This window comes from Mesorhizobium sp. B2-5-7 (genome assembly GCF_006440875.1).
In the GTDB taxonomy this organism is placed as follows: Bacteria; Pseudomonadota; Alphaproteobacteria; order Rhizobiales; family Rhizobiaceae; genus Mesorhizobium; species Mesorhizobium australicum.
Genome location: NZ_VFUO01000002.1, coordinates 587,928 through 613,490 on the forward strand (window position 1 = coordinate 587,928; position 25,563 = coordinate 613,490).

Consider the following 25,563-nt stretch of genomic DNA (forward strand, 5'->3'; position numbering starts at 1 on the left):
TTCATCCGGTTTCAGCTTCGCTACTGAACGCAAGGACCTCGGCCATGGCTGATCAATTGGACAATCAGGCCACCATTCAGCCGGTCGCCGTCGCCAGCAGCCTGCGCGATCAGGTGGCGACGATCAAGCGGGCGCTGATCGGATCGCCGGTTCGCAAGTGGTTGCTGTGGACGTCGCTCGGCATCATGGGCGTCATTATCGCGACGTCGATCGGCCAGGTCTTGCTCAACCGCTGGAACCAGCCTTTCTACGATGCCCTCGCGCGCCGCGACATGGCGGCCTTCCTGCATCAGCTGATGGTCTTTGCCATGATCGCCGGCGGACTGCTGGTGCTCAATATCGGCCAGACCTGGCTCAACCAGATGATCCGGCTGAAGTTGCGCGAGGCGCTGACGCTGGACCTGATCGACCAATGGATGCGGCCGGCGCGCGCCTTCCGGCTGGCCAATGCCGGCGCCATCGGCGTCAATCCCGACCAGCGCATGCAACAGGATGCCGCGCATCTCTCGGACCTGTCGACCGATCTTGGTGTCGGCCTGCTGCAGTCGTTCATCCTGCTCGTGTCCTTTGTCGGTGTGCTGTGGGAACTGTCTTCGGGCTTCGTCTTCCACGTCAACGGCTGGTCGCTGGCGATACCGGGCTACATGGTTTGGGCCGCGTTCCTCTATGCCGGTACCGCCTCGTGGCTGAGCTGGCTGGTCGGGCGGCCGCTCATCAGCCTCAACAGCGACCGCTATACGCGCGAAGCGGAACTGCGCTCCTCGATGGTGCGCGTCAACGAGAATGTCGATGCCATCGCGCTGTACCGTGGGGAGGATGACGCCAAGCGACGGCTGCAACTCGACCTCGGCACGGTGCTGGGCGCCATGCGGCGCATCTACACCGCCCAGATCAATCTGTCCTGGGTAACCGATACCTATGGCTGGATCACGGTCGTGGCGCCGATCCTGGTCGCCTCGCCGGTCTATTTCTCGGGGGATATCAGCTTTGGCGGGCTGATGATGGCGGTCGGGGCCTTCAACCAGGTCCACTCCTCCCTGCGTTGGTTCATCAACAACATCGGCAGCATTGCCGACTGGCGCGCCACGCTGATGCGTGTCGCCGACTTCCGCATCGCGCTCGATGAAACCGATGTGCTGCACGACAAGGAGAAGCGCATCGAATTCGCCGACAACGCCAATGGCAACCTGACGTTCGAGAAGCTTCAGGTGGCATCGCCGGACGGATGCACCAAGCTCGCCGACCAGCATGTCGAAATCCATGCCGGCGAGCGCGTCATGATCACCGGTGAACCGGGCGCCGGCAAGACGCTGTTCTTCCGCGCCATTGCCGGGCTGTGGCCGTGGGGCAGCGGGCGGATCGGCCTGCCGGCGGGGGAAACCATCATCTTCGTGCCGCGTGTGCCCTATTTGCCGGCCGGCACGCTGCGCGAGGTCCTCAATCACCCGAACGGGCATGCGCCGGCGAACGACGCAGACATTTCAGCGGTGCTTGCCGAGGTCGGTCTTGGACGGCTGTCGTCGTCGCTCGACCGCGTCGGACGCTGGGACCATGAGTTGGGCGATGACGAACAGCGATTGCTGGGCGTGGCCAGGCTCGCCTTGCGACAGCCAAAATGGGTGATCATCGACGAAGCCATGGATGCGTTCGACGGACCCTCGCTGCGGCGCGTGCTGTCGCTGCTGGAGAAGCGCCTGCCCGGCGCCGCGATCATCAACATCGGGCGCGGCCAGCACAACAATCAGTTCTTCCCGCGTTCCCTGACGATCGTTAAGGATTCCGACGCGCCCGCGCTGAAACCTGCCCACGTCAGGGCGGGTGCCATCGAGCCGCCGCCAGCCGCGGCAAGCCTCCACCACAGGAAGTAGCAGTTTTTCCCCCGTTGCGGCCCGTTGCCTGGCCGCCAAGGCCCTGGCGGTCTCCATCTCGCTGCCGGACGAGAAGGAATGCGCCCTGCAACGCGCCGTGCTCGATCGCTGAGCTGTCGCCGGTCAGGCCGGTGGAATTCCAAACTTGCCACGAACTTCATCGTAGAGGTCGCGCCGCCAGCGGCGGCCGTGGAGATAACCGTTGATCAGTTCCGGCAATGAATAACCAAGCGCGTCAGACGAGCGGTTGGCCATGTATCCCGCAAATGCCTGTGGTATTCGCCCCCGGAGAATATCGGCGATGATCTGCCGCGTGATCATAAAGGGAGGGACATGGGGGTAGGAGCGAGCGATGTGCGGATGCTTACTCATCAGGATCGCGTAGGCTTCGACATAGCCGTCCCTGCGGCCTGAAATCGAATTCTGCGAATTGTGCTTCGTCCAGTCGATATCTTCCGATAATTGCGCGCCGAAGCGCTGTGCGAAGCGCAGCAGAAGCTCGCGGTCCTGCATCCGGGGAATGTCGCTGTCATAGCCGCCGATGGCCAGCAAAGCCTCGCGCCTGGCCGTTATAGCCGATCCGGCTATGAAGGCCGTCTGCGCAACCACCGCCCGCTCCAGCATTGGCGGGTTCAGGAAAGCGCCGCGGTTGACGCAGGCGGTGCCGCGGCCACCCTTCACCGAGACATATGAGGAGAGCAGGACTTCGAGCGCTGGATTGTCGTCGAACCATGCCAGCGTCCGTTCGAGCCGGTGTGGCAGGAAGAGATCGTCCGAATCAAGAAAAGTCACCACGGGCGCCCGGGCTAGCTCGATGCCGGCATTCCTGGCGGCATTGGCGCCGCGCCACTTCGCGCCGACATAGATCAGCCGGGGGTCATGGATGCGGGCGAGCGCCGCCTCGGTCCCGTCCGTCGAACCATCGTCGACGACGATATGTTCAAATCGCGGCATGCTCTGGGAAAGCACGCTTTCGACGGCGCGGAGCACCGTTTCGCGCCGGTTGTGAGTGGGCGTGATCACCGTGATGAGGGGAGCCTGTTCGGTCTTCCCGATCATATCACGTCGGCCGCCTCCAGCGCGTAAACACCCTTCGCGCCAGGTCCTTTGATCATCGGGATGGCTAAATGGATCGGACTTCCCCCTGGATGGGCCTCATCGGATTCGGTGCGACGCTACAAAAAACAACCTGCCATGTCACCCCGTCGTGCCGTCGTTCGACCGACCAGGCATGATGAATTCCAGCTCATGGCGCTTCAACTGCAACACTTTCGCACCCGCTGAAAGACGCGCGGCCACCCTCAAGGATTGGCAGTCGCGCCTGCGGGCGTCGCCCATTTCATTATCGCTTCAGCAGGAACACTGCTTGTTGGCCAAAGAAATTCCAGAACCACCATGGCATCGACAGGCCGATCTTCTGGCCGTTGGCGTCGAGCGCGGTCGCCTTCTCCACTGTCGCGCCAAGCTCTTCGCACAAATTGACGAAGTCTCGGATCGTGCAGAAGTGGATGTTGGGCGTGTCGTACCAGGAATAGGGCAGGTCGCTGGTCACAGGCATGCGGCCCTTGACGAACAGCGACAGGCGCACCCGCCAGTGACCGAAATTGGGGAAAGACACGATTGCCCGGTTGCCGATCCTGAGCAGCTCGTCGAGCACCAGCTTCGGGTTGCGGGTGGCCTGCAGGGTCTGCGACAGGACAACGAAGTCAAAGCCCTTGTCGGGATAGAATTCGAGATCGGTGTCGGCGTCGCCCTGGATGACACTGAGACCGCGCGCCACGCATTCGTTGACGCCACGCTGCGACAGCTCGAGTCCGCGACCGTCGACCTGCTTGGTGTCCTGCAGCAATTCGAGCAATGAGCCGTCGCCCGAGCCGACGTCGAGCACACGCGATTGCGGCGGGATGAGGTTGGCGACGACCTCGAGGTCGACGCGTTGGCTGCCGTTGACGCTCATGGCTTCGCCTCGTGGACGGCGCATGGCCTTGGTCCGAAACGTCTGCAACTTTTCGGGGTCATGGCTTCGCCGTCCTGTTTGGCGCATGACCTTGATCCGAAACGTCTGCAACTTTTCGGGGTCATGCGCTGAGCCCCCTGGCGCGCGCGGCCGAGCCGATGAAGCCGTTGATGGCGGCAAACAGTTCCGGCTCGTCGAGCAGGAAGGCGTCGTGGCCGCGATCGGTCTCGATCTCGACGAAGGATACCGAGGCGCCGGCGGCGTTGAGTGCGTGGACGATGGAGCGGCTCTCTTCGGTCGGGAACAGCCAGTCCGATGTGAAGGACACCAGGCAAAAGCGGGTTTTCGTGCCGGCGAAGGCGTCGGCCAGCCGGCCGCCATGGTCGGCGGCGAGGTCGAAATAATCCATCGACCGCGTCATGTAGAGATAGGAGTTGGCATCGAAGCGGTCGACGAAGGTCATGCCCTGGTGGCGCAGATAGCTCTCGATCTGGAAGTCGGCATCGAAGCCGAAGGTCAGCGCTTCGCGGTCCTGCAAATTGCGGCCGAATTTGCGGTGCAGGGCGGCTTCCGACAGATAGGTGATGTGGGCGGCCATGCGCGCCACCGCCAGCCCTTTCTCCGGGCGCTTGCCGTGTTCGAAATATTTGCCGCCATGCCAGTCCGGATCGGCCATCACAGCCTGCCGCCCGACTTCGTGGAAGGCGATGTTCTGTGACGAATGGCGCGCCCCGGTGGCGATCGGCAGCGCCGAGAACACGCGCTCGGGATAGCTCGACGCCCATTCCAGAACCTGCATGCCGCCCATCGAGCCGCCGAGCACGCAGAACAGTTTCTCGATGCCGAAATGGTCGATCAGCATCTGCTGCGCGCGCACCATGTCGCGGATGGTGATGACCGGCAGGTCGAGGCCATAGGGTTTACCGGTGGCCGGGTTGGTCGAGGCCGGGCCGGTGGAACCCAGGCAGCCGCCGATGACATTGGAGCAGATGACGAAGAAACGGCTGGTATCGATGATCCTGCCCGGTCCGATCAGCACTTCCCACCAACCGGGCTTGCCGGTTACCGGATTGGTGCTGGCGACATGCTGGTCGCCCGTCAGCGCGTGGCAGACGAGGATGGCATTGGAGCGGGCATCGTTCAGCGTGCCATAGGTCTGGTAGGCGATCTGGAACGGCGACAGCAGCGTGCCGGCGTCGAGCTTGAGCGGCTTGTCGGGTCCGAAACGTAACACCGGGCTCGACGGTTGGTCGGCCTCGTTGTTGGTCTTTCCTGCACGCAGAGCGGCCATCACGTCTCTCTTGCTGCACCGTGCGCTCGTGGAAATCGCTGCCGATCTCCGCCGCCGATGCGTCCGTCCGGCCGGTCGCGGACAACAAAAAACCGGCATTGCCTTCGCAAAGCCGGTTACGTCACGCAAACGGCCCTTTAGCGAATTGTTTAACGTGGCTGCAAGCCGACCGGCCAAATCACCACGGAACTGTCAATCGTCTTTCTAGAACCCGCCTGCCTCGCCGTCAATGGCGGCGGCTGGCACCACTGCCACCTCTCGACATTGCGTGCCATGGCTTGTATTTCCGCAGCGGCCTCCGGATGGAGGCGTTTTCGACGGATTTTGCAAGATATGAACCAGACACCGGATCAGGCACGTCCAACTCCGCGCGCGGGCATCATGGACATAGAGGCCTATGTGCCCGGCAAAAGCTCGGCGGCCGCCGGTGTGGCCAAGGTCTACAAGCTGTCGTCGAACGAGAATCCGCTTGGGCCTTCGCCGAAGGCGATCGAGGCCGCGCGCGAGGTCGCCGGCAAACTCGACATCTATCCCGACGGCAGCGCCAAGCGGTTGCGCGAGGCTATCGCCGAGGTGCATGGCCTCAACGCGCAAAACATCATCTGCTCCAACGGGTCGGACGAGATCCTCGGCCTGTTGGCGCAGACCTATCTCGCGCCCGGCGACGAGGCTATGTTCACCGAACACGCCTTCATGGTCTACAAGATCTACATCCAGTCGGCAGGTGCCACCCCGGTCGTGGTCAAGGAGACCGACGAGCGCGCCGACATCGACGCGATGCTGGCGGCCGTCACGCCGCGCACGAAAATCGTGTTCCTGGCCAATCCCAACAACCCGACCGGCACCTATGTGCCGTTCCAGGAGGTGCGCCGCCTTCATGCCGGACTGCCGGGAAACGTGCTGCTGGTGCTCGACGCGGCCTACGCCGAATATGTCCGCCGCAACGATTACGAAGCCGGCATCGAGCTGGCCGGCAGCGCCGAGAACGTGGTGATGACCCGCACCTTCTCCAAGATCGGGCTCGGCGGCGCGCGCATCGGCTGGATGTATGGTCCCCTGCATATCGTCGACGCCATCAATCGTGTACGCGGCCCCTTCAACGTCAATGCGACAGCGATCGAGGCCGGCATCGCCGCGATCCGCGACCGTGCCCATGTCGAGCGTAGCGTGGCGCATAACGAGACCTGGCTTACCTGGCTGAGCGGCGAAATGACTAGACTTGGGCTGCGCGTGACGCCGAGCGTCGGCAATTTCCTGCTCATTCATTTTCCCGACGATCAGAAGCATTCCGCAGCGGCGGCTGACGATTATCTGAGCGCGCGCGGCTATATTCTGCGGCGCGTTTCAGGTTACGGCTTTCCCAACGCGCTTCGCATGACCGTTGGCACTGAAGAGGCCAATCGCGGCGTTGTCGCCGCGCTCACCACATTCCTGAAAAGCTAGAACGTCTGAAGAGCTGGAACACCATGGCATCACCGATGTTCGAAAAGATCGCGCTGGTCGGCATCGGCCTGATCGGCTCGTCTCTGGCCCGCGTCATCCGACGCGAGGGCTTGGCTCGCCATGTCGCCATCTCGACGCGCAGTGCGGCAACGCTCAAGCGAGCCGAGGAACTGGGTCTCGGCGATTCCTACACCACCGATGCCGGGGACGCGGTGCGTGATGCCGATCTGGTCGTTGTCTCGGTGCCGGTCGGCTCATCCGGCGCTGTAGCGGAGGAAATCGCGCCGGCGCTGAAAAAGGGGGCGATCCTCACCGATGTCGGCTCGACCAAGGCCTCGGTCATCGCGCAGATGCAGCCGCATGTGCCTGAAGGCGTCCATTTCATTCCTGGCCATCCGCTGGCGGGCACCGAAAAATCCGGCCCGGATGCCGGGTTTGCCGACCTGTTCGACAACCGCTGGTGCATTTTCACGCCGGTGCCGGGCACCGATCCGGAAGCGCTGGAACGGCTGTCGGAATTCTGGCGCCGCTGCGGCGCCAACATCGACACGATGGACCCGCAGCATCACGACATGACGCTGGCCATCGTCTCGCATCTGCCGCACATCATCGCCTACAACATCGTCGGCACCGCCGACGATCTGGAATCGGTGACCAAGACGGAAGTGATCAAATATTCCGCCTCCGGTTTTCGCGATTTCACGCGTCTGGCTGCCTCCGATCCGACCATGTGGCGGGACGTGTGCCTGCACAACAAGGATGCCATCCTGGAAATGTTGGCGCGGTTCTCGGAAGACCTGGCGTTCCTGCAGCGCGCCATCCGCTGGGGCGACGGCGACAAGCTCTTCGACCTGTTCACCCGCACCCGCGCCGTGCGCCGCTCGATCATCGAGGCGGGCCAGGATATCGACGCGCCCGATTTTGGCCGCCAGGCGGTCGAGCATCCGGCAAAGAGCTAGGTGATTTCAACCGGCCAGGCGGTTGCCATCATGGCGAGCGTCTCCGCCCGATCCGGCGCGCCCAGCCGGCCGCCGAAGCGCAGGCACTTGAGCGCGGCGGCCGCGCTGGCAAAGCGCAGTGCGTGCTCGACCGCCATGGCTTCCGCCAGACCGACGGCAAAGGCGCCATGAAAGACATCGCCGGCGGCCAGCGTGTCGACCGCCTTGACCCTCGGTGCCTCGACATGGCGGGATGATCCGGCGCTTCGGTCGAACCACCAGGTACCCGCCGCGCCGCCGGTGACCGCGACGAACGCATCGGTGCGGGACGCCAAATCGATGCAGGCGGTCTCCAGATCCAGCGCGTGGCCGCATATGATGCGGACCGCCGGCTCCGAGGCGACGATGTGCGAGGCGAGCGGCAATAATCGTTCCAGCACCGCCAGGGGCGCGGTATCGGCATCGAGTATGGCTGGGCGGCCGGCGGCCCGCGCCGTCTTAAGGGCAAGCGCCGCGGCGCCCGGCCAGCGCACGTCGGCCAGTACGGTGTCGAATGCCGTTATGTCGGTGAACGGCAAAACCTCGGGATCGGCCTGCGCGCGCGCGTCGTAGAAAGGCACGATGATCCGCTCGCCATGCGCATCGACCAGGATCGAGGCCAGTGCCGAGCGGGCGCCGCTGACGCGGCGTACATGGCTGCAATCGACGCCCTCGGCCTCTATCCCGGCAATCAGCAGATCGCCGACCGGATCGTCGCCGGCGCTCGCCCATAGCGACACCTCGGCACCCAGGCGATGCGCGGCGCAGGCCGCGCTCGTGGCCATGCCCGAGGCGATCTGGATGCCGTCCGAGGCGATGAATTTTCCCTGATGCCTGGGCAGCGATTCGACACGAAGAATGGTGTCAAGCGTCAGTGCGCCGACGCTCAGCAGCTTTGCCGGCCTCTCCATCGTTAATTGACCGGTTTGATCTTGCCCAGCGGAATGAAGCCGAGGGAAGCCTTGCCCTTGACCACTTTCAGCGGCATCGACGGTTCGCTGCCAAGCAGCGCCAGGGCGCCAAAACCCTGCTCGATCGCATTCTTCTGCTCGGGTATGGCGCCGGCAAGAATAGATGCCACCGCCTTGGGATCCTTGATCCTGATCATCAGGTCGGCGTCGACGAGACCCTCGGCATCGACCGACAGCGGCCCGGAAACGGTGACCCGCGCCGTGCCGGACGACAGATCGAGGTTGCGGATTTCGATCCGCTGGCCGCGCAGGCTTTTCACCTGCGTGCCGATCAGCGCCACGCCGTTCTTCAGTGTCACGTCGCCGCTGGCATCGAGCGCCGGCAACACCCGCCCGCCGATCGCGTCGGCATCGATCTCGAGATCGCCAAAGCTGCCGACATAGTCGAGATCGCCGTTGTTGGGCTGCAATTGGCCTGACGCCTTGCCGGCACTGAACAGTTCCACCGGATCGGTGTCGTCGGCCGGGTCGGTCTGGCCGGACAGGCCCTCGGCCTGCAGCGCTACGCGCCGCGGCAGCGGGTACCACAATTTGACGTTGGCCTGCAGATTGTCCCAGTCGATCCAGAGTGGCATCATGCCGGGGACCGAGGTCCGGAGCGGACCGCGTAGATTGGCAACAGGCGACAAGGGCTGGACGATCTGGGCGACGGCGTTGAAGGAGCCGGCCGAGGCGGCAATGTTCTTGGCGTCGTCTTCATACGCCAGACTGTCGCAGGAGACCGTGAAGCTCAGTGGATAGCCACCGACCTGGAGATTGGCGCAGCCGGCCTCGATGCCGCTCTTGTTGAGCGTGGCAACCGCCTTTTCGGCCTCGGACCGGACCCTGCTGGCCAGATAGAACCAGCCGGCGCTGTAAATGGCGAACAGCACGAGGATGAACGCGGCAAGCCACCACAGGCGGCGACGGTTACCCGGTTGGCGTTCGTCACTTGACGTCATGCTTTGGCTCTCATTAACGCATGGATGGTGTGGACGGATTCTCAGGTTCCGAACACTAGGTAGACAGAGACGGATGGAAAAAACACCGGTTACCGGTGCGGTGCTGCCATTCTTTTTGCAATCAGGCGCGGTGATATGGGCGATTTTTGGGTGTTCGGCTACGGTTCGCTGATCTGGCGACCGGGTTTCGCTCATGTCGAGACACGACGCGCCCGCCTGCATGGCTATCGCCGCTCGCTCTGCGTCTATTCCTTCGTGCATCGCGGCACGCGCCAGCGGCCCGGACTGGTGCTTGGCCTCGACCATGGCGGCTCCTGCGTCGGCCTTGCGTACCGCGTCCCTGGCGAATTGCGCGACGAGGTCATTGCCTATCTGCGCGAGCGCGAACTCGTCACCAGCGTCTATCTCGAGCGGACGCTCAAGGTTCGCCTCGACGGCGGTGGCACGGTGGAAGCCGTGGCCTACGTCGTCGACCGCAAGCATGAGCAATATGCGGGCGCGCTGGACGCGGCGGAGGCGGCGGCCGTGGTGCGCGGCGCGGTCGGCCGATCCGGTGACAACGAGGATTATGTGCTGAGCACGCTGAAGCATCTGGAAGCGCTCGAGATTCGCGACCACTGGCTGGAGGATGTGGCGCACCGGATAGCGACTTTGTGAAGCGCTGGCTCCGCGGAAAAGGGTGGCCAGGCCTTTGACCTCGATGCGGCAAGACCTAGGTTAGGCTCCGAACCCAGCCAGCGGGCGGCATCCGTCCGGTCCCAATCAATCATCACGGAGATCCGTCTTGCAGAAACGCCGTCTCGGTCGCACCGACCTTTCCATCGCGCCGCTGGTTCTGGGTGGCAATGTCTTCGGCTGGACCGCCGACGAGAAGACTTCTTTCGATCTGCTCGATCGCTTTGTCGGGGCTGGCCTCAATGCCATCGACACGGCCGACGCCTATTCGCGCTGGGTTCCCGGCAACAAGGGCGGTGAATCGGAAACCATCATCGGCAAATGGATGAAGGATCGTGGCAATCGCGACAAGGTCGTGGTGGTCACCAAGGTCGGCTCGGACATGGGGCAGGGCCACAAGGACCTGTCGGCCGCCTATATCGAAAAGGCTGTCGATGCATCGCTGAAGCGGCTGCAGACCGAATTCATCGACCTTTACCTGTCGCACTGGCCGGATCCGACCACGCCCTATGAGGAAACCCTCGGCGCCTATGAGAAACTGCTCGCCAAGGGCAAGATCCGCTATGCCGGCTGTTCCAACCTCGACGCCGGCCAGTTGCGCGCGGCACTTGACGTGGCAAGCCTGCGCGGCCTGCCGCGCTACGAGGTGCTGCAGCCGGAATACAATCTCTATGACCGCTCCTCCTTCGATGGCCCGCTGCGCGATCTCTGCGTGGCGGAGGATATCGGCGTCATCACCTATTTCAGCCTGGCCAAGGGCTTTCTCAGCGGCAAGTACCGCAGCGAGGCCGATCTCGGCCAAAGCGAGCGCGGCGGCGGGGTGAAAGACTACCTCAATGCGCGTGGCATGCGCATCCTGGCGGCGCTGGACGCGGTGTCGGCCAGGCATTCGGCCAAACAGGCGGAAGTGGCGCTTGCTTGGGTTATCGCGCGGCCCGGCATCACCGCGCCGATCGCCAGCGCGACCAAGCCTGAGCAGATGGACAGCCTGATCCGCGCGGCGTCGCTGAAGCTGTCCGCGGACGATATGGCCGAACTCGACAAGGCCAGCGCCTGAGGCCGCGACGCTGGTGCTGACCAAGGTGCTGGCGGTATACGGCTGACGGCCGGTGGTCAGGACGCTTCAGGCCTTCGCGCCGAGCTCCCGAAGCCGCTTCACCGCCGTTGGCGGCAGGGCCGGCGGGTTTGATGCGCGGGATGCCTCGAGGAGAAGCTGGTCGCAGGCAGCTTCGGTCTCACCGATCAGCCGCGCCATGAACTCGTCCTTGCCCAGGCCAGGCGGTATAGGCGGCAGGAAGCGCGCCTTGACGGTGCCGGGATAGCGCAGGAACTTGCGGCGCGGCCAATAGAGGCCAGCGACATGGGCGACCGGCACGACCGGAACGCCAAGCTGCGAATAGATTTCGACGATGCCGTATTTGTAGGCCGGCTCGTCGCCCGGCGCCCGACGGGTGCCCTCGGGATAGATGATCAGCTGGCGCGGGTTGCGCGCCATTTCTTCCTTGGTCGCCGCAACCACCGCCTTCAAGGCCTTGGAGCGGCTGCCGCGATGCACCGGGATCATCCGCATCTTCAAGATGTACCAGCCGAAGAAGGGGATCCAGGTCAGCTCGCGCTTGAGGATGTAGAGCGGGTCCTGGAGGAAGGGGAAGAAGGCGATGGCGTCCCAGAACGACTGGTGCTTGGGCGCCAGGATGAAGGAGCCCTCGGGCAGGTTTTCCTGCCCGGTGATGTCGTTTTTGGTGCCGGCGATCTTGTCATAGAGCCACATCGAGGTGCGCGACCAGAATTTCGGCACGAACCAGGCGCGGTGGCGGGGCGACAGGAAATAGTACGGGGTCCAGAGGATCATCTGGACGATCAGATTGACGTAGAAGACGAAATTGAACGCCAGCGATCTGACATAGAGCATGGGGGAGGTCCGGTGAGGAAGTGTGCGTTGGTTACACCAAGCGCGGAGAAAAAGGAAACGGTGCGATACTGCCCGTCCTACCAGGTCGCCTGCGCCAGGCGTTCCCTCAGGCGGGGGGCGGCGAAGTCGAGGAAGGCGCGCAGTTTCACCGGCAGCCGGCCCTGGCCCGCATGCACCAGGTTTACCGGCCAAGGCTCGGGTTCGAAATCCCTGAGCACGGGGCGCAGTGTTCCCGAGCGTGCGGCGGCGACAATCTGGTAGGAAAGCACCCGTGTCACTCCGACACCGGCGATCGCCGCATCAATCGCCGCCTCGGCGGTGTTGACCCGGAGCCTTGATCGGACCGGCACGACAAAATCAGCCTTGTCCACGGTGAAGGTCCAGGTGGCGAGCGAGCCAAGGCCCTCGAAGGTAATGCAGCTGTGCGCCTCGAGATCTCCTGGAATTTCTGGAATGCCGCGTCCGGCCAGATAGGCAGGGCTCGCGCAGACAACATGACCGATCGAACCGACCCTGATGGCGACCATGCGCGAATCCGGCAGCCTGCCGATACGGACGGCGAGGTCGATATGATCCTCGGCCAACTGGCTTATCCTGTCGCCGAGCGTCAGGCGGATATCCACCAGGGGATAGGCGGCGAGGAAGTCGGTGACGACCGGCAGCACGTGAAGACGGCCGAAGACGATCGGCGCGGTGATGATCAATTCCCCTGTCGGGGCGCTGTATTCGCCGCCGGCGGTGCGTTCGGCGTCGCCGACCTGGTCGAGGATGCGGCGGCAGGCAGCGAGATAGGCATGGCCGGCGTCGGTCAGTGTCAGCCGCCGCGTCGAGCGGTTCAACAGGCGTGTCTTCAGGTACCGCTCCAGTTCGGAGACCTTGCGGCTGACTGTTGCCAACGGAACGTCCGAATGGCGCGCGGCGGCGGAAAGGCTGCCGCCCTCCGCCGCCGCGACGAAAAGGGACATGGCTTCGAGACGATCCATCATTTCTTCCAGAAAATGGAAGGGTTGGTTGCAAATATGGCATCTACATCCGCAACATGGAAGGCTGCATATAACGGGGGCACACCTCAACCAGGAAATCTCTATGCCCCGCATCGCTACGCCTTCGTCCATCGCTGCCGCTCCCGCCGCCGCGCAGCCCATGCTGCAAGTGGTGGAAAAACAGCTTGGTGTCGTGCCGAACCTGTTTCGGATGGTCGCCAACAGTCCGGCGGCGCTGGAAGGCTATCTCGGCATGATGGGCGCGCTGGCCAGGGGCCGGCTTCCGGCGCCGACGCGCGAGCGCATCGCGCTGGCGATCGCCGAGATCAATGGCTGCAACTACTGCCTGTGCGCGCACACCTATCTCGGCAAGACGCTCGCAAGCCTCGACGATGCCGAGATGATGGCCAATCGCCATGGCGGCTCCATGGATCCCAAGGCAGCCGCGGCGGTGGGTTTTGCCGCCCGGGTTGCGCAAAGCCGCGGACATGTCGCCCAGGAGGATATCGCCGCTGTCAGGCTCGCGGGCTATGACGACGGAGAGATCATCGAGATTGTCCAGCATGTCGCCCTGAACGTCTGGACCAACTATATCAATGAGGTTGCCCAGACCGAGATCGATTTTCCGGTTGTTTCCGCCCGCAATGCTGCCTGAATCCGGATAGGAGCGGCGATGCCCGCCGGTCCCCACCTCATGCCGCAGAGGAAATCCCATGTCTGAGAGCCGCCCGCCGCTTCCGCCCTTCACCGCCGAGACGTCAGCCCAGAAAGCGCGCATGGCCGAGGATGCCTGGAACTCGCGCGATCCGGCGCGGGTGGCGCTCGCCTATACGGCGGACAGCCGTTGGCGCAACCGCGCCGAGTTCCTGCAAGGCCGCGATGCCATCCAGGCGTTCCTGACGCGCAAATGGAGCCGCGAACTCGACTACCGGCTGATCAAGGAGGTCTGGGCCTTCCACGGCAACCGCATCGCCGTGCGCTTCGCCTATGAATGGCGCGACGACAGCGGCTCATGGTTCCGCAGCTACGGTAACGAGAACTGGGAATTCGACGACCACGGGCTGATGCGGCTGCGCATCGCCAGCATCAACGACCTGCCGATCGCCGAGGCCGAGCGCAAATATCACTGGCCGCTCGGCCGGCGGCCGGACGACCATCCGACGCTGTCGGAGCTCGGTCTTTAGAAGCATTCAGGCAAGGAGGTTTCGATGAACGCACACGCTTTTACCAGCGATGTCGCCTTCACGCCGACGGTCAAGGCGATCCAGGCGCGCAAGGGCTCGCGCCAGTCCTACGCCCGCGTCGAGGAGCGCGGCGGCTGGCAGTCGGCGATCACACCGGACCTCGCCGCATTCATCGAAATGCAGACCAGCATCTTCCTGTCGACGGCCAATGGCGATGGCCAGCCCTACATCCAGCACCGCGGCGGCCCTGCCGGCTTTCTCAAGGTGCTCGACGAGAAGACAATCGGCTTCGCGGATTTTTCCGGCAACAGACAATTCATCACGCAGGGCAATCTGGCCGACAATCCGAGGGCCTTCCTGTTCCTGATCGACTACATGATGCGCCAGCGCATCAAGATCTGGGGTACGGCGCGCGTTGTCGAGGACGATGCCGAGTTGACGACGAGGCTGATGCCGCCGGACTACAAGGCGCGTCCCGAGCAGATCATCCTGTTCACCGTCTCGGCATGGGATGCCAATTGCCCGCAACATATACCGCAGCGCTTCGAGGCGGCTGATGTGGCAGCCGCGCTTGGCGAGCGCGACCGGCGCATCCAAGACCTTGAACAAGAGATCGCGCGCCTCAAGGGCGTTTCAGGGGCTGTCGCCAAGCAATGACGCGGCTCAGCCGCCGGCGGCGGTCTCGGCCAGGGCGATTCCCTCAGGCGTCGGCTTCACCGGGATAAACCCGCGAGCCAGCGCCAGCAGGTACTTGGTGTATTCGGTGAACAGCACGCGCACCGCGCGCGGCTTGGTCAGCCAACTGCCATTATCCAGGTTGGAATTGACCACCGGGTAGGGTTCGAGCTTGGCGCCATGCAGCAGCCGGCCCATCTCCAAAAGGCTGCGCGGCATGTGATAATTGTTGGTGACCAGGATCACCGTGCCATAGGCATGGTTTTCCACCCATTTGGCGCTTTCCTCGGCATTGCCGATCGTGTCGAGCGCGGCGCGATCGATGTCGACACAGCAGGAAAACAGTTTCTTGTCGCCGCCGGTGGCCGCCTGAAGCTGGCGCCGGCTGGCCGAGGGGTGCACGCCGCTGATCAAGAGCCGCTCGCCCTTGCCGGATGCGAGCAGCTCCATCGCGGCGTCGAGGCGCGACTGGCCGCCGGTCAGCACAATGATGGCGTCGGCCTTGGCCGGGTTGGCGGGCGTGGTCAGATGACTGACCTTGCTGGCGAACCAGCCAAAGCCGCCAGCGAACACTGTTGCAAGCACAAGCAGGGAGAGAGCGGAGAGGCGCAGGGCGGTCCTTAGATGGCTAACCTTGCCATGGCCGCGCCAACGGTCAACCACCACTGGCAACTGTCCAGCCGTCCCGGTCGAATCCCGCACGTCCATGGTCATATAGTTAATCCTCAAATGCGGCCTTTGATAGGTAAAAGACGCACTTTGCGTTACGCGAATTCTTTCTCCGTGATCGCCCTGTTTCCGTCCAAGCCAAGACGAGGTCCTTTCATGCATCGGGTTGGCGAACGTCGATGTCGCTGAGATAGGCAACGACGGTGACGTGCGAGGTTGCCGCCGTCAGCGCGCCAATCACCAGCACCATCAGGACGACACCTGCGTAACCCGCCGAGCCGATGGCGAAGTTGCCGAACAAAGCGGTCGCCTGATCGGCCTGCGGCGTTGCCATGTTGCGTGACGACCACCAGGAGAACACGATGAAGACGAGCACCGCCGCCGCTCCGCCGGCGGCCGCGCCCTTCATGCCGGTGACCAGAAAATGCCGGCGGAATTCGCGTGCGATGAAGCGCGCCTCGGCGCCGACGAAATGCAGCACCTCGATGATGTGGCCGTTGCCGTCCATGGCCCCACGGGTCGCGAACACCACGGTCAGCACCGTCGCCGACAGCATCAGGGCCAGAACGGCGACGCCTATGGTCACCGTGGTGCGGGCCATGGCCACCAGCCGGTCGACCCAGGTGCGGTGGTCGTCGAGCGATGCACTCGGCAGTTTCAGCGTGATCGCGGCGCGCATGGCGGCGAAGTCAGGCGGGCTGCTCTCGTCGATGGTGACGATGATCAGGCGCGGCACGGGCAGGTCGTCGATGTTGAGGCCCGAACCCAGCCAGGGCTCCAGCAGCCTTGCGGTCGCTTCGCGGTCGATGATCCGGGTCGACTTCACGCCAGGGAATTCGCCGGCGATCCGCGAGGCCTGGGTAAGCGCCGCCTCCATGTCGAGGCCGTCGGCCGGCTTGATCTGGATCGTCGCCTCGCGCGAGATCTGGTTTTCCCAAACCGAGGCTGTGTCGCGCACCAGGGTCACCGCGCCGAAAGTCAGGCAGGACAGGAAAGTCATGATGGCGATGACCAGCACCAGCGCGCGGCCGGCAATGTTCTGCGCCGGCACGATCGGCGCCATCTTGCGTTGTGCGCGCGGCCTCGCCTCCACCGCCTCGGCATCCTGCTCCTCGAAATGGTCGGCCGATAGCTCGGTCTCAGTCATAGATATCAAGCCTTCCGCCGGCCAGGATCATGCGGCGCGCGTCAACCTGCTCCATCAGGCCAAGGTCGTGCGTGGCGATCACGACGGCGGTGCCAAGCCGGTTGAGCTCGATGAACAGCCGCAGCAGCCGCCGCGCCAGCGGCGGATCGACATTGCCGGTCGGCTCGTCAGCGAGCAGGATCTCCGGTTGCTCGATCAGGGCGCGCGCGATCGCGGCGCGCTGCTTCTCGCCTCCGGACAGGACCGGCGGCAGCACATGCATGCGCTCGCCCAGCCCCACCCATTTCAACAACTCGGTGACATCGGTGCGGTAGCTCGCTTCCTCGCGCCCGCGCACGCGCAGCGGCAGCGCGACATTCTCATAGGTGGTCATGTGGTCGAGCAGGCGAAAGTCCTGGAACACCACGCCGATGCGGCGGCGCAGATGCGGCAGTTCGGTGCGCGAGATGCGCGAGCGGTCCTTGCCGAAGATGGTGATCAGTCCACGCGTCGGTTTCAGCGACATGAACAAAAGGCGCAGCAATGTCGTCTTGCCGGCACCCGAAGGCCCGCTCAAGAACTGGAAGGAGCGCTCCGGTATGTGCAGGGAGATGTCGCGGAGGATTTCCGGACCCATGCCATAGCGGAGGCCGACATTTTCGAAGCGAATCAATTTCGACGACCTGAATTTCCTGGCCGCGGCGAACCGGCCTGTTTTGTGAAAAGACCATCGGCCGGCATGGTTAACCGGCGGTTAATTCCTGGCTCGTTTAGGCTCTTCAAGAGGGCTCCGGTGGGGAAGCGTTAACCATTTGTGTTTACGCAAAAGAAACGAAAAGCGAACACGCGCAATACTGGGGCCATGATGGCTGACGAACGAACCGCGCGCCCGGTTTCCGGCGAAATCATGACCGATCCCGCGGCAATTGCCGCGGTTGACCGGATCTTGCGCGCCCCGGCGGCTGATATCATCGATGCGGATTATATGGTGTTGCCGCGGCCGGCCCCACCAGTCGGAAATGTGACGCCGCTGCCGCGTGCGATTGTCCCCCCGGCCATCGAAGGCATGGACATGCTGCGCAAGCCGGAAATGCCAGCGGAACGGCCGCCGGCCTCGCGCGGCGGTCCGATCTTCTGGATCGCCGGCATCGGCGCCGCCCTTGCCGCCTTCTGGGTCTCGGGCGGCCATGCGCTGGTGCGCCAGGCACCGTTCCTGCCCGGCGCGCGAGCGTCGGCGCTGACCATTTCAGGCGTGACGTCACGCATCGATGCCTCCGGCGCCAATCCGGTGCTGTTCGTCGACGGCGAGGCCGCCAATGACGGGACGAGGCCCGCGACAATGCCGCCACTCGAAATCCGGGTGACGGGCAATGACGGCCGCACAACCCGCTATACGCTGGGGACATCTGGCCATTCGCTGGCATCGGGCGAAAGATTCGGCTTTGCCAGCCGGCTCGACGTGCCTAAGAACGGGGTAAGGACCGTTTTGGTCACCTTCGCCGAATAGCGTGTGTCGATATTCAGGTGAAGCCGGCCTGCAAACGGTGGTTCCCTGCGCTTCCGGTGCTCACGTACGCTCCGCTCCGGTTCTCGGAAACCACTGCTTTCGGCTCGGTCTGACCTGACTCTCAACACACGCTCGGTGTGAAGGCGTTTCGGAAAAAAACTGGAGGGGGCGAGAAATGCCAAACGTGCGCGGCAAGGACATCGAAGTGCTGTTTTCGGCATCGGCGATCGCGCGGCGCAATCTCGAACTCGCCAAGGAGATTGCCGGGCACGACTATCACGATCTCCTGGTGATTTCGGTGCTGAAAGGCTCGTTCATCTTCGCCGCCGACCTGATCCGCGCCATGCATGATGTCGGCCTGTCGCCGGAAGTCGAGTTCATCTTCATCTCCAGTTATGGCGCCGGCACAACCAGCGGCGAGGTGAGGGTGCTGCGCGACATCGACAACGAGGTCGCCGGCCGCGACGTGCTGTTGATCGACGACATTCTGGAATCGGGCAAGACGCTGAGCTTCACGCGCGACCTGATGCTGTCGCGCGGCGCGAAAAGCTGTTCCATCGCCGTGCTGCTCGACAAGCGCATGCGCCGCCAGACCGCGCTGAATGCCGATTATGTCGGCTTCGACTGCCCCGATTATTTCGTCGTCGGCTATGGCATGGATGTGGCGCATGCTTTCCGTGAATTGCCGTTCGTGGGTGTGGTGAAAGGCGATGTGTAAGGCGAGTGCCTCGCACCGGTGAATCCTGAAAAAGGCCTTAACGGTGTCAGGAAAATTAGTCTGGGCGAGCGCCTGGGTTTTCAGGAAAAGTCAACGTTTCGCCACCAAATATGCCGGCCATGGCAAAGCTTTTGATCGTCGAGGACGATGAGTCCGTCCGCACCCTCGCAGCCCGCGCGCTCGAACGCGCCGGCCACGCAATCGATATCGCCGCCGATGGCGCGCAGGGGCTTTCGCTGATCCGCGCCGCAAAAGGCGGGTACGATCTCGTCGTCTCCGACATACGCATGCCGGAGATGGACGGCATCGAGATGGCGGTTGCGGCAGCCGCGCTTTTTCCCGCGATGAAGATCATGCTGATGACCGGCTATGCCGACCAGCGCGAGCGCGCCGATGAATTGAACGGCATCATCCTCGATGTTGTGCAAAAGCCCTTCACGCTCGCCGAGATTCGCTCTCGCGTCGAACGGGCGCTGATCTGCTTCGCCTGATCAGGCTGGATCCCTGGCGACAAGCGCCGGTGCCGGGCTGGCGCGGCGCTCGGTGTTGAATGCCAGCAGACCGGCGCCGATGATGAGCGCCGCGCCGATCACCGTCGCTGACCTGGGCACCTCGGCGAAGAACAGGAAACCCCACAGCGGCGACCACAGGATGCCGGTATATTCGAAGGTGGCGACGCGGTTGGCCTGCGCCAGCCGGTAGCCTTGCGAGAGCAGGATCATGCCGGCCGAGGCGACGAAACCGCAGGCGGCCATCTTGAGAAAATCCGGCAGCGTCGGCGCGATCCATGGTCGCACCAGGAATTCGAGGCTCGGGTGGACGGCGTGGGTTATGCCCGCAATGTGGAACGTGCCGGCGACGACGGCCGCGCCGACGAGATAGGCGCCGTTCTGGTAGAAGGCCATGACAGTGGACGATTCGGTATCGCCGATCTTGCGAGCCATCAGCTGCGAGAAGGCGTAGAGCACGGCCGAGCCCAGCGACAGCAAGGCCGCCCAGTCGAACAGCCCGGCGCCGGGGCGCAGCATCACCAGCACGCCAAGCATCCCGATCAGCACGGTCGACAGCGTCTGCCAGGAAACGCGCTCGCCGAGATAGGGGCCGGCCATCGCCATGATGCAGAGCGGCGCCATGAAATAGAGCGCCACGGCGTCGGCCAGCGGGAGGGCGGCGATGGCCAGGTAATAGACCGTGTAGGAGGTGAACTGGATGAAGGCGCGTATCGTCAGCAGGCCGAACCGTTTCGACAGGATTGCCCGCAGCCCGACATCGGCGTGAACCAGAACGATCAGAATCGGCAAGGCTACGATCGAGCGGATCGCCATCACCTCGGTCACAGGGTAGCCGCTCGACACGGCTTTGACGAGCGGATCCTGCAGCGAGAAGACCAGCACGCCCAGGCACAGGCTCAGGATGCCGCGCACCATCCTATTCTGCATCCGTTCAGGCTCCCGCGCATCCGATCCGGCGACGCTCACCAGATCAAAAAGAACCCGCCACCGTTTTCGGGTAGCGGGCACGAGTGAGGACTCTTGATTGGTCCGCAGCCGATTTCGCGACTGCATATCCAATGGGTGAGGCGATTATCGTTCGGCGTTTGACATGTTGCAAACGAATTGGAATGATGCCAGTGATCAAATCTACTTATGATGGATGCCATGCGGCCAACCCTTGATAGTGATCTCCTGCGTACCTTTGTCGCCATCGCCGAGGCCGGCAATTTCACGAGGGCCGCCGAGCAGGCCGGCCGCACGCAATCGGCCGTGTCGATGCAGATGAAGAAGCTCGAAGAGCTGGTCGGCGACAGCCTGTTCGAGCGAGGTTCACGCGGCGTCGCGCTGACGCGGCGTGGCGGCGAACTCATCGTCAATGCCCGCCGTATCGTTTCGCTGCTCGATGAAACGGCGGCGTCGATGGCGGCGGCGCCGCTCGGTGGGCCGGTTCGCATCGGCATTCCGGAGGAATATGGCCACGCCATCCTGTCGCGCGCGCTCGGCGCATTTTCGAAGCGCCACACCAAGGTCGAGGTCACCGTACGCTACGCGCATTCGGAGGCGCAGATCGCGGCGCTCGCCGCCGGCGAGCTGGATTTATGCGTGGTGTTCGAATGGCAGGATCCTTCCGGCGGCGAAGTGCTGATGCATGATCCGACGGTCTGGGTGACGTCGAACCTGCATCACATGCATGAGGAGCGCCCGGTGCCGATCGCGCTCTATAACCGCGCCGGCTGGTGTAAGGACTTCGCCATCAAATCGCTGGAGCAGCGCGGCCTTGCCTACCGCGTCGCCTATACAAGCGATACCAATGGCGGCCTGAAGCTTGCCGTCACCTCAGGGTTGGCGATCGCGCCGATCTCACGCAGCAACATTCCGGCGGACTGCCGAGAGCTGACGTCCGCGGACGGGTTCGGCGACATCGATTCCTCCAATGTGGTGATGCATCGCAACCCGAATGCGTCAGGCGAAGCAATCGACGGCATGCAGGAGGCAATTCGCGAGGCGTTCGTCAACAGGTAGACGGCTCCATGGAAATGAAGCTGGTCCCTCTCGCCGCTTCCTATTTCAGCTCCAGCAGCCGTTCCAGATAGCTGCGCTCGATGTCGGGGCTGAGCGCATTGCCGAGCCGCTTGCGGATCGCTTCCAGGATCTGGCGCGCGCGCTGGACGTCGATCTCGTCGGGCACTTTCACCGAATCGCCAAAATCGGGACCCTGGCTGGCGCGCGGCCGGCCGAGCGGGTCACGGTCGGCATCCTGCTGGCGGCCGCCTTCCTGGCTGCCGCCCTGGTCGCCCTGCATGGCCTGCATCTGTTTCATCATGTCCTTGGCGCCTTTGCGCAGCGCCTCGAGCGCCCGGCCCTGGTGGCCGACGGCCTCGTCGCCTTGGCCCTCGCCAAGCGCCTGCTCGGCGCTGCCCATGGACTTGCCGGCCTCGCCAAATCCTTCATTGGGCTCCATGCCCATGCCCTCGAGGCCTTTCTTCAGCTGCTCCAGATCGCTCTTCAGCTGGCCCTGGCCCTCCTGCAGCTGCTTCAGCGCATCGGCGAATTCCTGCGGCGTCATCGGCTTTGGCTCGCCATTCTCGCCGGGCTTGCCGTTTTCGTCAGATTGACCTTGCTCATCGGTCTGGCCAAGCTGCTCGTCGCGGTTGCGGCCGCGCTGGCGCTCGCCGCGCTGCATCTGATCCATGCGGAAGGTGTCGTTCATCATCTCCTGCTGCCGCCGCAGGATCTCGCCAAGCTTGTCCATCTGCTGACGCATCTGGCTGTCCTGCTCGCCCCCCTGCTGCTGGCGACCGGCCTGGAGGTTGTTCATCATGTCCTGCAACTGAGACAGCAATTGCTGGGCCTTGTCGCGATCGCCCGACTTCGCCAGATTTTCGATCTGGTCCATCATGCGGTCGATGTCGCTCTGGCGCAGCTCCTGGCCGTTCTGCTGCATCTGCGGCGCGTTCGGGTTCTGCTTGGCGCGTTCGGCGAATTCCTGCAGGAACTGGTTCATCGCCTCGCGCAGTTCCTTCATCGCCTTCTCGATCTCGGCATCGCTGGCGCCATTCTTGATGGCGTCCTGCAGTGCCTGCTGGGCTTGGCGCAGCCGCTTTTCGGCCGCCGAGAGATTGCCCTCCTCGATGCCAAGCGCGATCTCCCAGAGGTAGGCAACCTCGCTGCGCAATTGGTCGTCGTTCACCGCCAGCTTCAGCCGGCTCATCGCGCTCATGATGGCGAGGTAGTGGGACATGGTATCAAACGTGTCTTCGGGCCGCAGCGTGATGGCCTCCATCAGGTCGAGCACGCGCGGCTTGGCATTGGCGTCGAGCGCAAGCAGGCGGCGCTGTTCGATCACCGCGCGTGCCAGCGGGTTGGTGAACGGCCGCTCGGGCATCGCGAGCGTCTTGGTTTCGCTTGAGGCGGTGTGGCCGGCGTCGTCGGTGGCGACCAGCGTCAGCTTGATGCTGCTGCCGGCCCAGACATGCTCGGTCAGGTCTTTCGTGGTCTTGGCGGCATTCAACTTGCCGCCGCGGCGCGGCAGTGTCAGCAGCATTTCGGGCGGACCATAGAGCGGATGCGCACCCGGCGGCTGCGGGTCGGCCAGCGCGAAGACCGCCTTGGCGGTGGCGGCGCCGTAATCGTCATCGATCTGATAGTTGAGCTCGAAGGCGCCGTTGGCGGCGCGCTTGGGCTCGCCGACGAAGCGGATCTGCGGCGGCTTGTCCGGGATGACGGCGAAAGCCCAGCGGCCAAGCTGATCCTCCCCCGATTTCAGCGTCAGCGTCCCGTCGCCGGTCAGCTTGCTGGCGAACTGGCGCACCTTCGAAGGCGAGGCGGACGACACCGCCGGGCTTGCTGCCGGCTTGGCGGCGGCTTGCGGGCTTGCGGGGTCGATGGCGCGCGCATTGCCGTCCTTGTCGGCATAGGCAAGCGTTTCCTCGCCCGAGCCTCCGGTAACGCGCAGGGAGACGTCGCTTCCCTCGGGGACATGAAAAGTCGGCGTCGCCTGGTTGGCGTCGGCAGTCAGGAAGATCGGCGGCTTGCCGGTATAGGCCGGCGGCGTCACCCATGCGTCGATGCGCGGCGGTACGGCGTCGAGCGTGCCATGTGCGCTGAACCCATCTGTCAGCCGGCCGCCGGTCGGCCCGAAGGAGAAGGCAAAGGCAGTGACCAGCAGGAGCGCCGCCACGGCGCGCAATCCCCACGGGTCGCGCTCCGGCACGCGCGTGCGCGGCAGATCGGCGCCGAGATTGTCGAGCTTTCCAGCCATTCGCTTCTGGTGCTCGCGCCAGAGCGCCTGCGAGAAACTGCTTTCCTGGCCGCTGGGCCGGTCGCTCTGCACCTGCACCGGGCTGTGCAGCAGTCTGTTGGCGGCTTCGATGCGGCGATCGATCTCGGCCGCGCCAGGTATGCGGAAAAAGCGCAGCGGATAAAGCGCCGCCAGACCTGCCAGGCAAAACATGGCGATAAGGCCGATGCGCACCACGTCCGGCAGCCGGGGAAAAATACCGAACCAGGAGACGCTGAGAAACAGGCCGACGACGATAATGAGCGGAAGCAGCAGCGGCCAGCCACGCTCGATCGCCATCGAGACCCGCGTCGCCAGCCGGCTCAAGGCCAGGCGTCCGGCCAGGCCGCGACTGCTGCTGAAGGTGGGTCGTTCGGTCATCGGCCCTTCCTGGAGCCCTGTTCCGTCCTGAAGGACCGCAATGGGCTCTATCTCTTTGGGCATGATCTGTTCCGAAACTTGGATTCTATTTTTCGGGATCATGCGGCGAGGCGGACGGGATAGCCCAAGCCTCACGACTCGAAGAATACCAGTAAACACGGCAAAGGCGAGGCAGTTTGAGAAAACGTGAAGCCTGCCGAAATGGTTGCAATCAGAAATTGGCGGGGTTTGCGTTGGCCCCACAGACCAGCACGGCGACCCGTTCGCCCGGTGTCGGCGCGTAGCGGCCGGACAGGATCGCGGCAAAGGCGGCGGCACCACCCGGCTCCGAGATGATGCGCACGCGGTTCCAGAGCGCCTTCTGGGCGGCGATGATGTCGTCGTCGCTGACCAGGATGGAGCGTTCGACGAAGGCTTCGGCGATCGGGAACATCATCTCGCCGACCCGCTTCGGCGCCAGCGAATCGGCGGCGATGCCTTCCGCCGGCGCGTCCACCGGATGGCCGGCCTCGAAGGCGCGATGAAGCGTCGGCGCACCCTCGGGCTCTACGGCGACGATGCGGATGCGGCCGGCATACCAGGCGGCGATGCCGCCGATCAGGCCGCCACCACCGACGGCGACCAGCAGCGTGTCGATCTCAGGCAGATCGCGTTCGATTTCGAGCCCGAGAGTGCCTTGGCCGACCAGCGTCTCCTCCTGGTTGAAGGCGTGGATCTGCAAGGCGCCGGTTTCCTCGGCGAACCGTTCGCTGGCGGCCAGCGCTTCGGCATAGCGGGCGCCGCCGACAACGAGGTCGGCGCCATAGGCCCGGATGCGGTCCAGCTTGGCCTGCGGGCTCACTTCGGGAACGAAGATGGTTGCTCTGTGGCCAAGCCGCATGGCGGCGTAGGCGACGGCAGCGCCATGATTGCCGCCCGATGCGGCAACGACGCCGGCCTCGGGAACCGGCCGCTCCAGGAGGTTGGTGAAGGCGCCGCGGGCTTTGAACGAGCCGGAATGCTGCAGGCATTCGAGCTTGAGGTCGATCGCCAATGGCCCCCGATCGAAGTCGGCCATGTCGACGCGCAGAACCGGTGTGTGCCTGATATAGGGGCGGATGCGCGGTTCCATCGCGGCGATGCGTCCGCGTGTGACGACGTTGCCCTGCGACATCAAAATCTCCTTGGGATTGACAGCAATTAGTAACTTGGCAAAATGGCTAAATGCAAGAGGTTGATGTCTTCAAGGCGATCGCCAACGAGCGCAGACTGCAGATTCTCGACTGGCTCAAGAATCCACGTGCGCATTTCCGGGCACAGGCGGATGGCGATCTGGTCGAGGACGGCGTCTGCGCGCTGCTGATCGCCGAGAAGCTCGGCATCACTCAGGCGACGCTTTCCGAGCATATGCGCGTGCTCGTCCAGGCCGGCCTGCTCAGAACCAAGCGCATCAGGCAATGGACCTTCTACCGCCGCGACGAGGACAGGATCGCCGACGCAAGGGCACTCATCCAGAACCGGTTATAGCGCAGA

26 protein-coding genes and 1 riboswitch are annotated in these 25,563 nt (G+C 63.9%); of the genes, 13 read left to right on the forward strand and 13 right to left on the reverse strand.

The window, feature by feature from the left end; translation table 11 throughout:
• The first annotated feature begins 44 nt into the window (after nucleotides 1–44).
• Nucleotides 45–1,868 carry an ABC transporter ATP-binding protein/permease gene (locus FJ543_RS10320; RefSeq protein ID WP_015315517.1) on the forward strand — a complete coding sequence of 608 codons (1,824 nt, stop codon included), beginning with the start codon at nucleotides 45–47 and terminating at the stop codon, nucleotides 1,866–1,868.
• A gap of 123 nt (nucleotides 1,869–1,991) precedes the next feature.
• On the opposite strand, the gene FJ543_RS10325 is transcribed toward FJ543_RS10320, so the two are convergent.
• The 3 genes from FJ543_RS10325 to FJ543_RS10335 form a co-directional block, all read right to left on the reverse strand.
• Nucleotides 1,992–2,927 carry a glycosyltransferase family A protein gene (locus FJ543_RS10325; RefSeq protein ID WP_140874962.1) on the reverse strand — a complete coding sequence of 312 codons (936 nt, stop codon included), beginning with the start codon at nucleotides 2,925–2,927 and terminating at the stop codon, nucleotides 1,992–1,994.
• Nucleotides 2,928–3,210: 283 nt separating this feature from the next.
• Nucleotides 3,211–3,825 carry a methionine biosynthesis protein MetW gene (gene metW, locus FJ543_RS10330; RefSeq protein ID WP_015315519.1) on the reverse strand — a complete coding sequence of 205 codons (615 nt, stop codon included), beginning with the start codon at nucleotides 3,823–3,825 and terminating at the stop codon, nucleotides 3,211–3,213.
• 121 nt (nucleotides 3,826–3,946) lie between these two features.
• Entirely contained in the window at nucleotides 3,947–5,116 is a 1,170-nt protein-coding gene (locus FJ543_RS10335) for a homoserine O-acetyltransferase (protein WP_015315520.1), read from the reverse strand.
• Between the two features lie 117 nt (nucleotides 5,117–5,233).
• Nucleotides 5,234–5,311: riboswitch (SAM riboswitch) on the reverse strand.
• Nucleotides 5,312–5,449: 138 nt separating this feature from the next.
• On the opposite strand from FJ543_RS10335, the gene hisC reads away from it, so the two are divergent.
• Nucleotides 5,450–6,559, forward strand: a complete 1,110-nt coding sequence (hisC, locus tag FJ543_RS10340; RefSeq protein ID WP_140874964.1) for a histidinol-phosphate transaminase — start codon at nucleotides 5,450–5,452, stop codon at nucleotides 6,557–6,559.
• A 23-nt stretch (nucleotides 6,560–6,582) separates the two neighbouring features.
• Entirely contained in the window at nucleotides 6,583–7,518 is a 936-nt protein-coding gene (locus tag FJ543_RS10345; RefSeq protein ID WP_181166418.1) for a prephenate/arogenate dehydrogenase family protein, read from the forward strand.
• Here FJ543_RS10345 and FJ543_RS10350 read toward each other — a convergent pair.
• Together FJ543_RS10350 and FJ543_RS10355 are read right to left on the reverse strand one after the other, a co-directional pair.
• Nucleotides 7,515–8,447, reverse strand: coding sequence for a sugar kinase (locus tag FJ543_RS10350; protein ID WP_140874966.1), 933 nt, complete (start codon nucleotides 8,445–8,447; stop codon nucleotides 7,515–7,517). The genes FJ543_RS10345 and FJ543_RS10350 overlap by 4 nt on opposite strands.
• Nucleotides 8,448–8,449: 2 nt before the next feature.
• A complete protein-coding gene (locus FJ543_RS10355; protein ID WP_140874968.1) occupies nucleotides 8,450–9,448 on the reverse strand; it encodes a DUF2125 domain-containing protein in 999 nt (332 codons plus the stop codon).
• Between the two features lie 135 nt (nucleotides 9,449–9,583).
• Between FJ543_RS10355 and FJ543_RS10360 the strand changes: the two genes are divergently transcribed.
• Entirely contained in the window at nucleotides 9,584–10,105 is a 522-nt protein-coding gene (locus tag FJ543_RS10360; protein WP_015315525.1) for a gamma-glutamylcyclotransferase, read from the forward strand.
• Nucleotides 10,106–10,232: 127 nt separating this feature from the next.
• The gene (locus FJ543_RS10365; protein WP_140823975.1) at nucleotides 10,233–11,180 is read left to right on the forward strand and encodes an aldo/keto reductase; all 948 of its coding nucleotides are present in this window, start codon (nucleotides 10,233–10,235) and stop codon (nucleotides 11,178–11,180) included.
• Nucleotides 11,181–11,246: 66 nt separating this feature from the next.
• On the opposite strand, the gene FJ543_RS10370 is transcribed toward FJ543_RS10365, so the two are convergent.
• Both FJ543_RS10370 and FJ543_RS10375 read right to left on the reverse strand, forming a co-directional pair.
• Nucleotides 11,247–12,035 (reverse strand): 1-acyl-sn-glycerol-3-phosphate acyltransferase, encoded by a 789-nt coding sequence (locus tag FJ543_RS10370; RefSeq protein ID WP_015315527.1) that lies wholly within the window; start codon nucleotides 12,033–12,035, stop codon nucleotides 11,247–11,249.
• Between the two features lie 77 nt (nucleotides 12,036–12,112).
• Nucleotides 12,113–13,018 (reverse strand): LysR family transcriptional regulator, encoded by a 906-nt coding sequence (locus tag FJ543_RS10375; RefSeq protein ID WP_140823974.1) that lies wholly within the window; start codon nucleotides 13,016–13,018, stop codon nucleotides 12,113–12,115.
• Between the two features lie 103 nt (nucleotides 13,019–13,121).
• Here FJ543_RS10375 and FJ543_RS10380 point away from each other — a divergent pair, with 103 nt between their 5' ends.
• The 3 genes from FJ543_RS10380 to FJ543_RS10390 are packed head-to-tail and all read left to right on the forward strand — an operon-like array spanning nucleotide 13,122 to nucleotide 14,859.
• Entirely contained in the window at nucleotides 13,122–13,673 is a 552-nt protein-coding gene (locus tag FJ543_RS10380) for a carboxymuconolactone decarboxylase family protein (protein WP_015315529.1), read from the forward strand.
• A gap of 58 nt (nucleotides 13,674–13,731) precedes the next feature.
• Complete coding sequence (locus FJ543_RS10385) at nucleotides 13,732–14,202, forward strand: DUF1348 family protein (protein ID WP_015315530.1); 471 nt, start codon at nucleotides 13,732–13,734, stop codon at nucleotides 14,200–14,202.
• Nucleotides 14,203–14,226: 24 nt separating this feature from the next.
• Entirely contained in the window at nucleotides 14,227–14,859 is a 633-nt protein-coding gene (locus FJ543_RS10390; RefSeq protein WP_015315531.1) for a pyridoxamine 5'-phosphate oxidase family protein, read from the forward strand.
• Between the two features lie 6 nt (nucleotides 14,860–14,865).
• Here the strand turns inward: FJ543_RS10390 and FJ543_RS10395 are convergent, their stop codons facing one another.
• From FJ543_RS10395 to ftsE, 3 genes are all read right to left on the reverse strand, one after another.
• Entirely contained in the window at nucleotides 14,866–15,591 is a 726-nt protein-coding gene (locus tag FJ543_RS10395) for a YdcF family protein (protein ID WP_140662847.1), read from the reverse strand.
• A gap of 109 nt (nucleotides 15,592–15,700) precedes the next feature.
• Nucleotides 15,701–16,693, reverse strand: a complete 993-nt coding sequence (locus FJ543_RS10400; RefSeq protein WP_015315533.1) for an ABC transporter permease — start codon at nucleotides 16,691–16,693, stop codon at nucleotides 15,701–15,703.
• Complete coding sequence (gene ftsE / locus FJ543_RS10405) at nucleotides 16,686–17,345, reverse strand: cell division ATP-binding protein FtsE (RefSeq protein WP_010911739.1); 660 nt, start codon at nucleotides 17,343–17,345, stop codon at nucleotides 16,686–16,688. The genes FJ543_RS10400 and ftsE overlap by 8 nt, the downstream gene beginning before the upstream one ends.
• Before the next feature lie 189 nt (nucleotides 17,346–17,534).
• On the opposite strand from ftsE, the gene FJ543_RS10410 reads away from it, so the two are divergent.
• The 3 genes from FJ543_RS10410 (at nucleotide 17,535) to FJ543_RS10420 (ending at nucleotide 19,388) form a co-directional block, all read left to right on the forward strand.
• Complete coding sequence (locus FJ543_RS10410) at nucleotides 17,535–18,179, forward strand: cadherin-like beta sandwich domain-containing protein (protein ID WP_015315534.1); 645 nt, start codon at nucleotides 17,535–17,537, stop codon at nucleotides 18,177–18,179.
• A 175-nt stretch (nucleotides 18,180–18,354) separates the two neighbouring features.
• A complete protein-coding gene (gene hpt / locus FJ543_RS10415) occupies nucleotides 18,355–18,897 on the forward strand; it encodes a hypoxanthine phosphoribosyltransferase (protein WP_015315535.1) in 543 nt (180 codons plus the stop codon).
• A 119-nt stretch (nucleotides 18,898–19,016) separates the two neighbouring features.
• The gene (locus FJ543_RS10420; RefSeq protein ID WP_015315536.1) at nucleotides 19,017–19,388 is read left to right on the forward strand and encodes a response regulator; all 372 of its coding nucleotides are present in this window, start codon (nucleotides 19,017–19,019) and stop codon (nucleotides 19,386–19,388) included.
• Here the strand turns inward: FJ543_RS10420 and FJ543_RS10425 are convergent, their stop codons facing one another.
• A complete protein-coding gene (locus FJ543_RS10425; protein ID WP_015315537.1) occupies nucleotides 19,389–20,336 on the reverse strand; it encodes a DMT family transporter in 948 nt (315 codons plus the stop codon).
• A 219-nt stretch (nucleotides 20,337–20,555) separates the two neighbouring features.
• Here FJ543_RS10425 and FJ543_RS10430 point away from each other — a divergent pair, with 219 nt between their 5' ends.
• Nucleotides 20,556–21,413: a LysR substrate-binding domain-containing protein gene (locus FJ543_RS10430; protein WP_015315538.1), complete on the forward strand. Its 858-nt coding sequence runs from the start codon at nucleotides 20,556–20,558 to the stop codon at nucleotides 21,411–21,413.
• Between the two features lie 40 nt (nucleotides 21,414–21,453).
• Here FJ543_RS10430 and FJ543_RS10435 read toward each other — a convergent pair whose 3' ends face one another.
• Nucleotides 21,454–24,051 carry a TIGR02302 family protein gene (locus FJ543_RS10435; protein WP_041163661.1) on the reverse strand — a complete coding sequence of 866 codons (2,598 nt, stop codon included), beginning with the start codon at nucleotides 24,049–24,051 and terminating at the stop codon, nucleotides 21,454–21,456.
• A 211-nt stretch (nucleotides 24,052–24,262) separates the two neighbouring features.
• Nucleotides 24,263–25,204, reverse strand: a complete 942-nt coding sequence (locus FJ543_RS10440; protein ID WP_015315540.1) for a threonine/serine dehydratase — start codon at nucleotides 25,202–25,204, stop codon at nucleotides 24,263–24,265.
• A 50-nt stretch (nucleotides 25,205–25,254) separates the two neighbouring features.
• Here FJ543_RS10440 and FJ543_RS10445 point away from each other — a divergent pair, with 50 nt between their 5' ends.
• Entirely contained in the window at nucleotides 25,255–25,557 is a 303-nt protein-coding gene (locus FJ543_RS10445) for a metalloregulator ArsR/SmtB family transcription factor (protein ID WP_015315541.1), read from the forward strand.
• Nucleotides 25,558–25,563 lie beyond the last annotated feature (6 nt).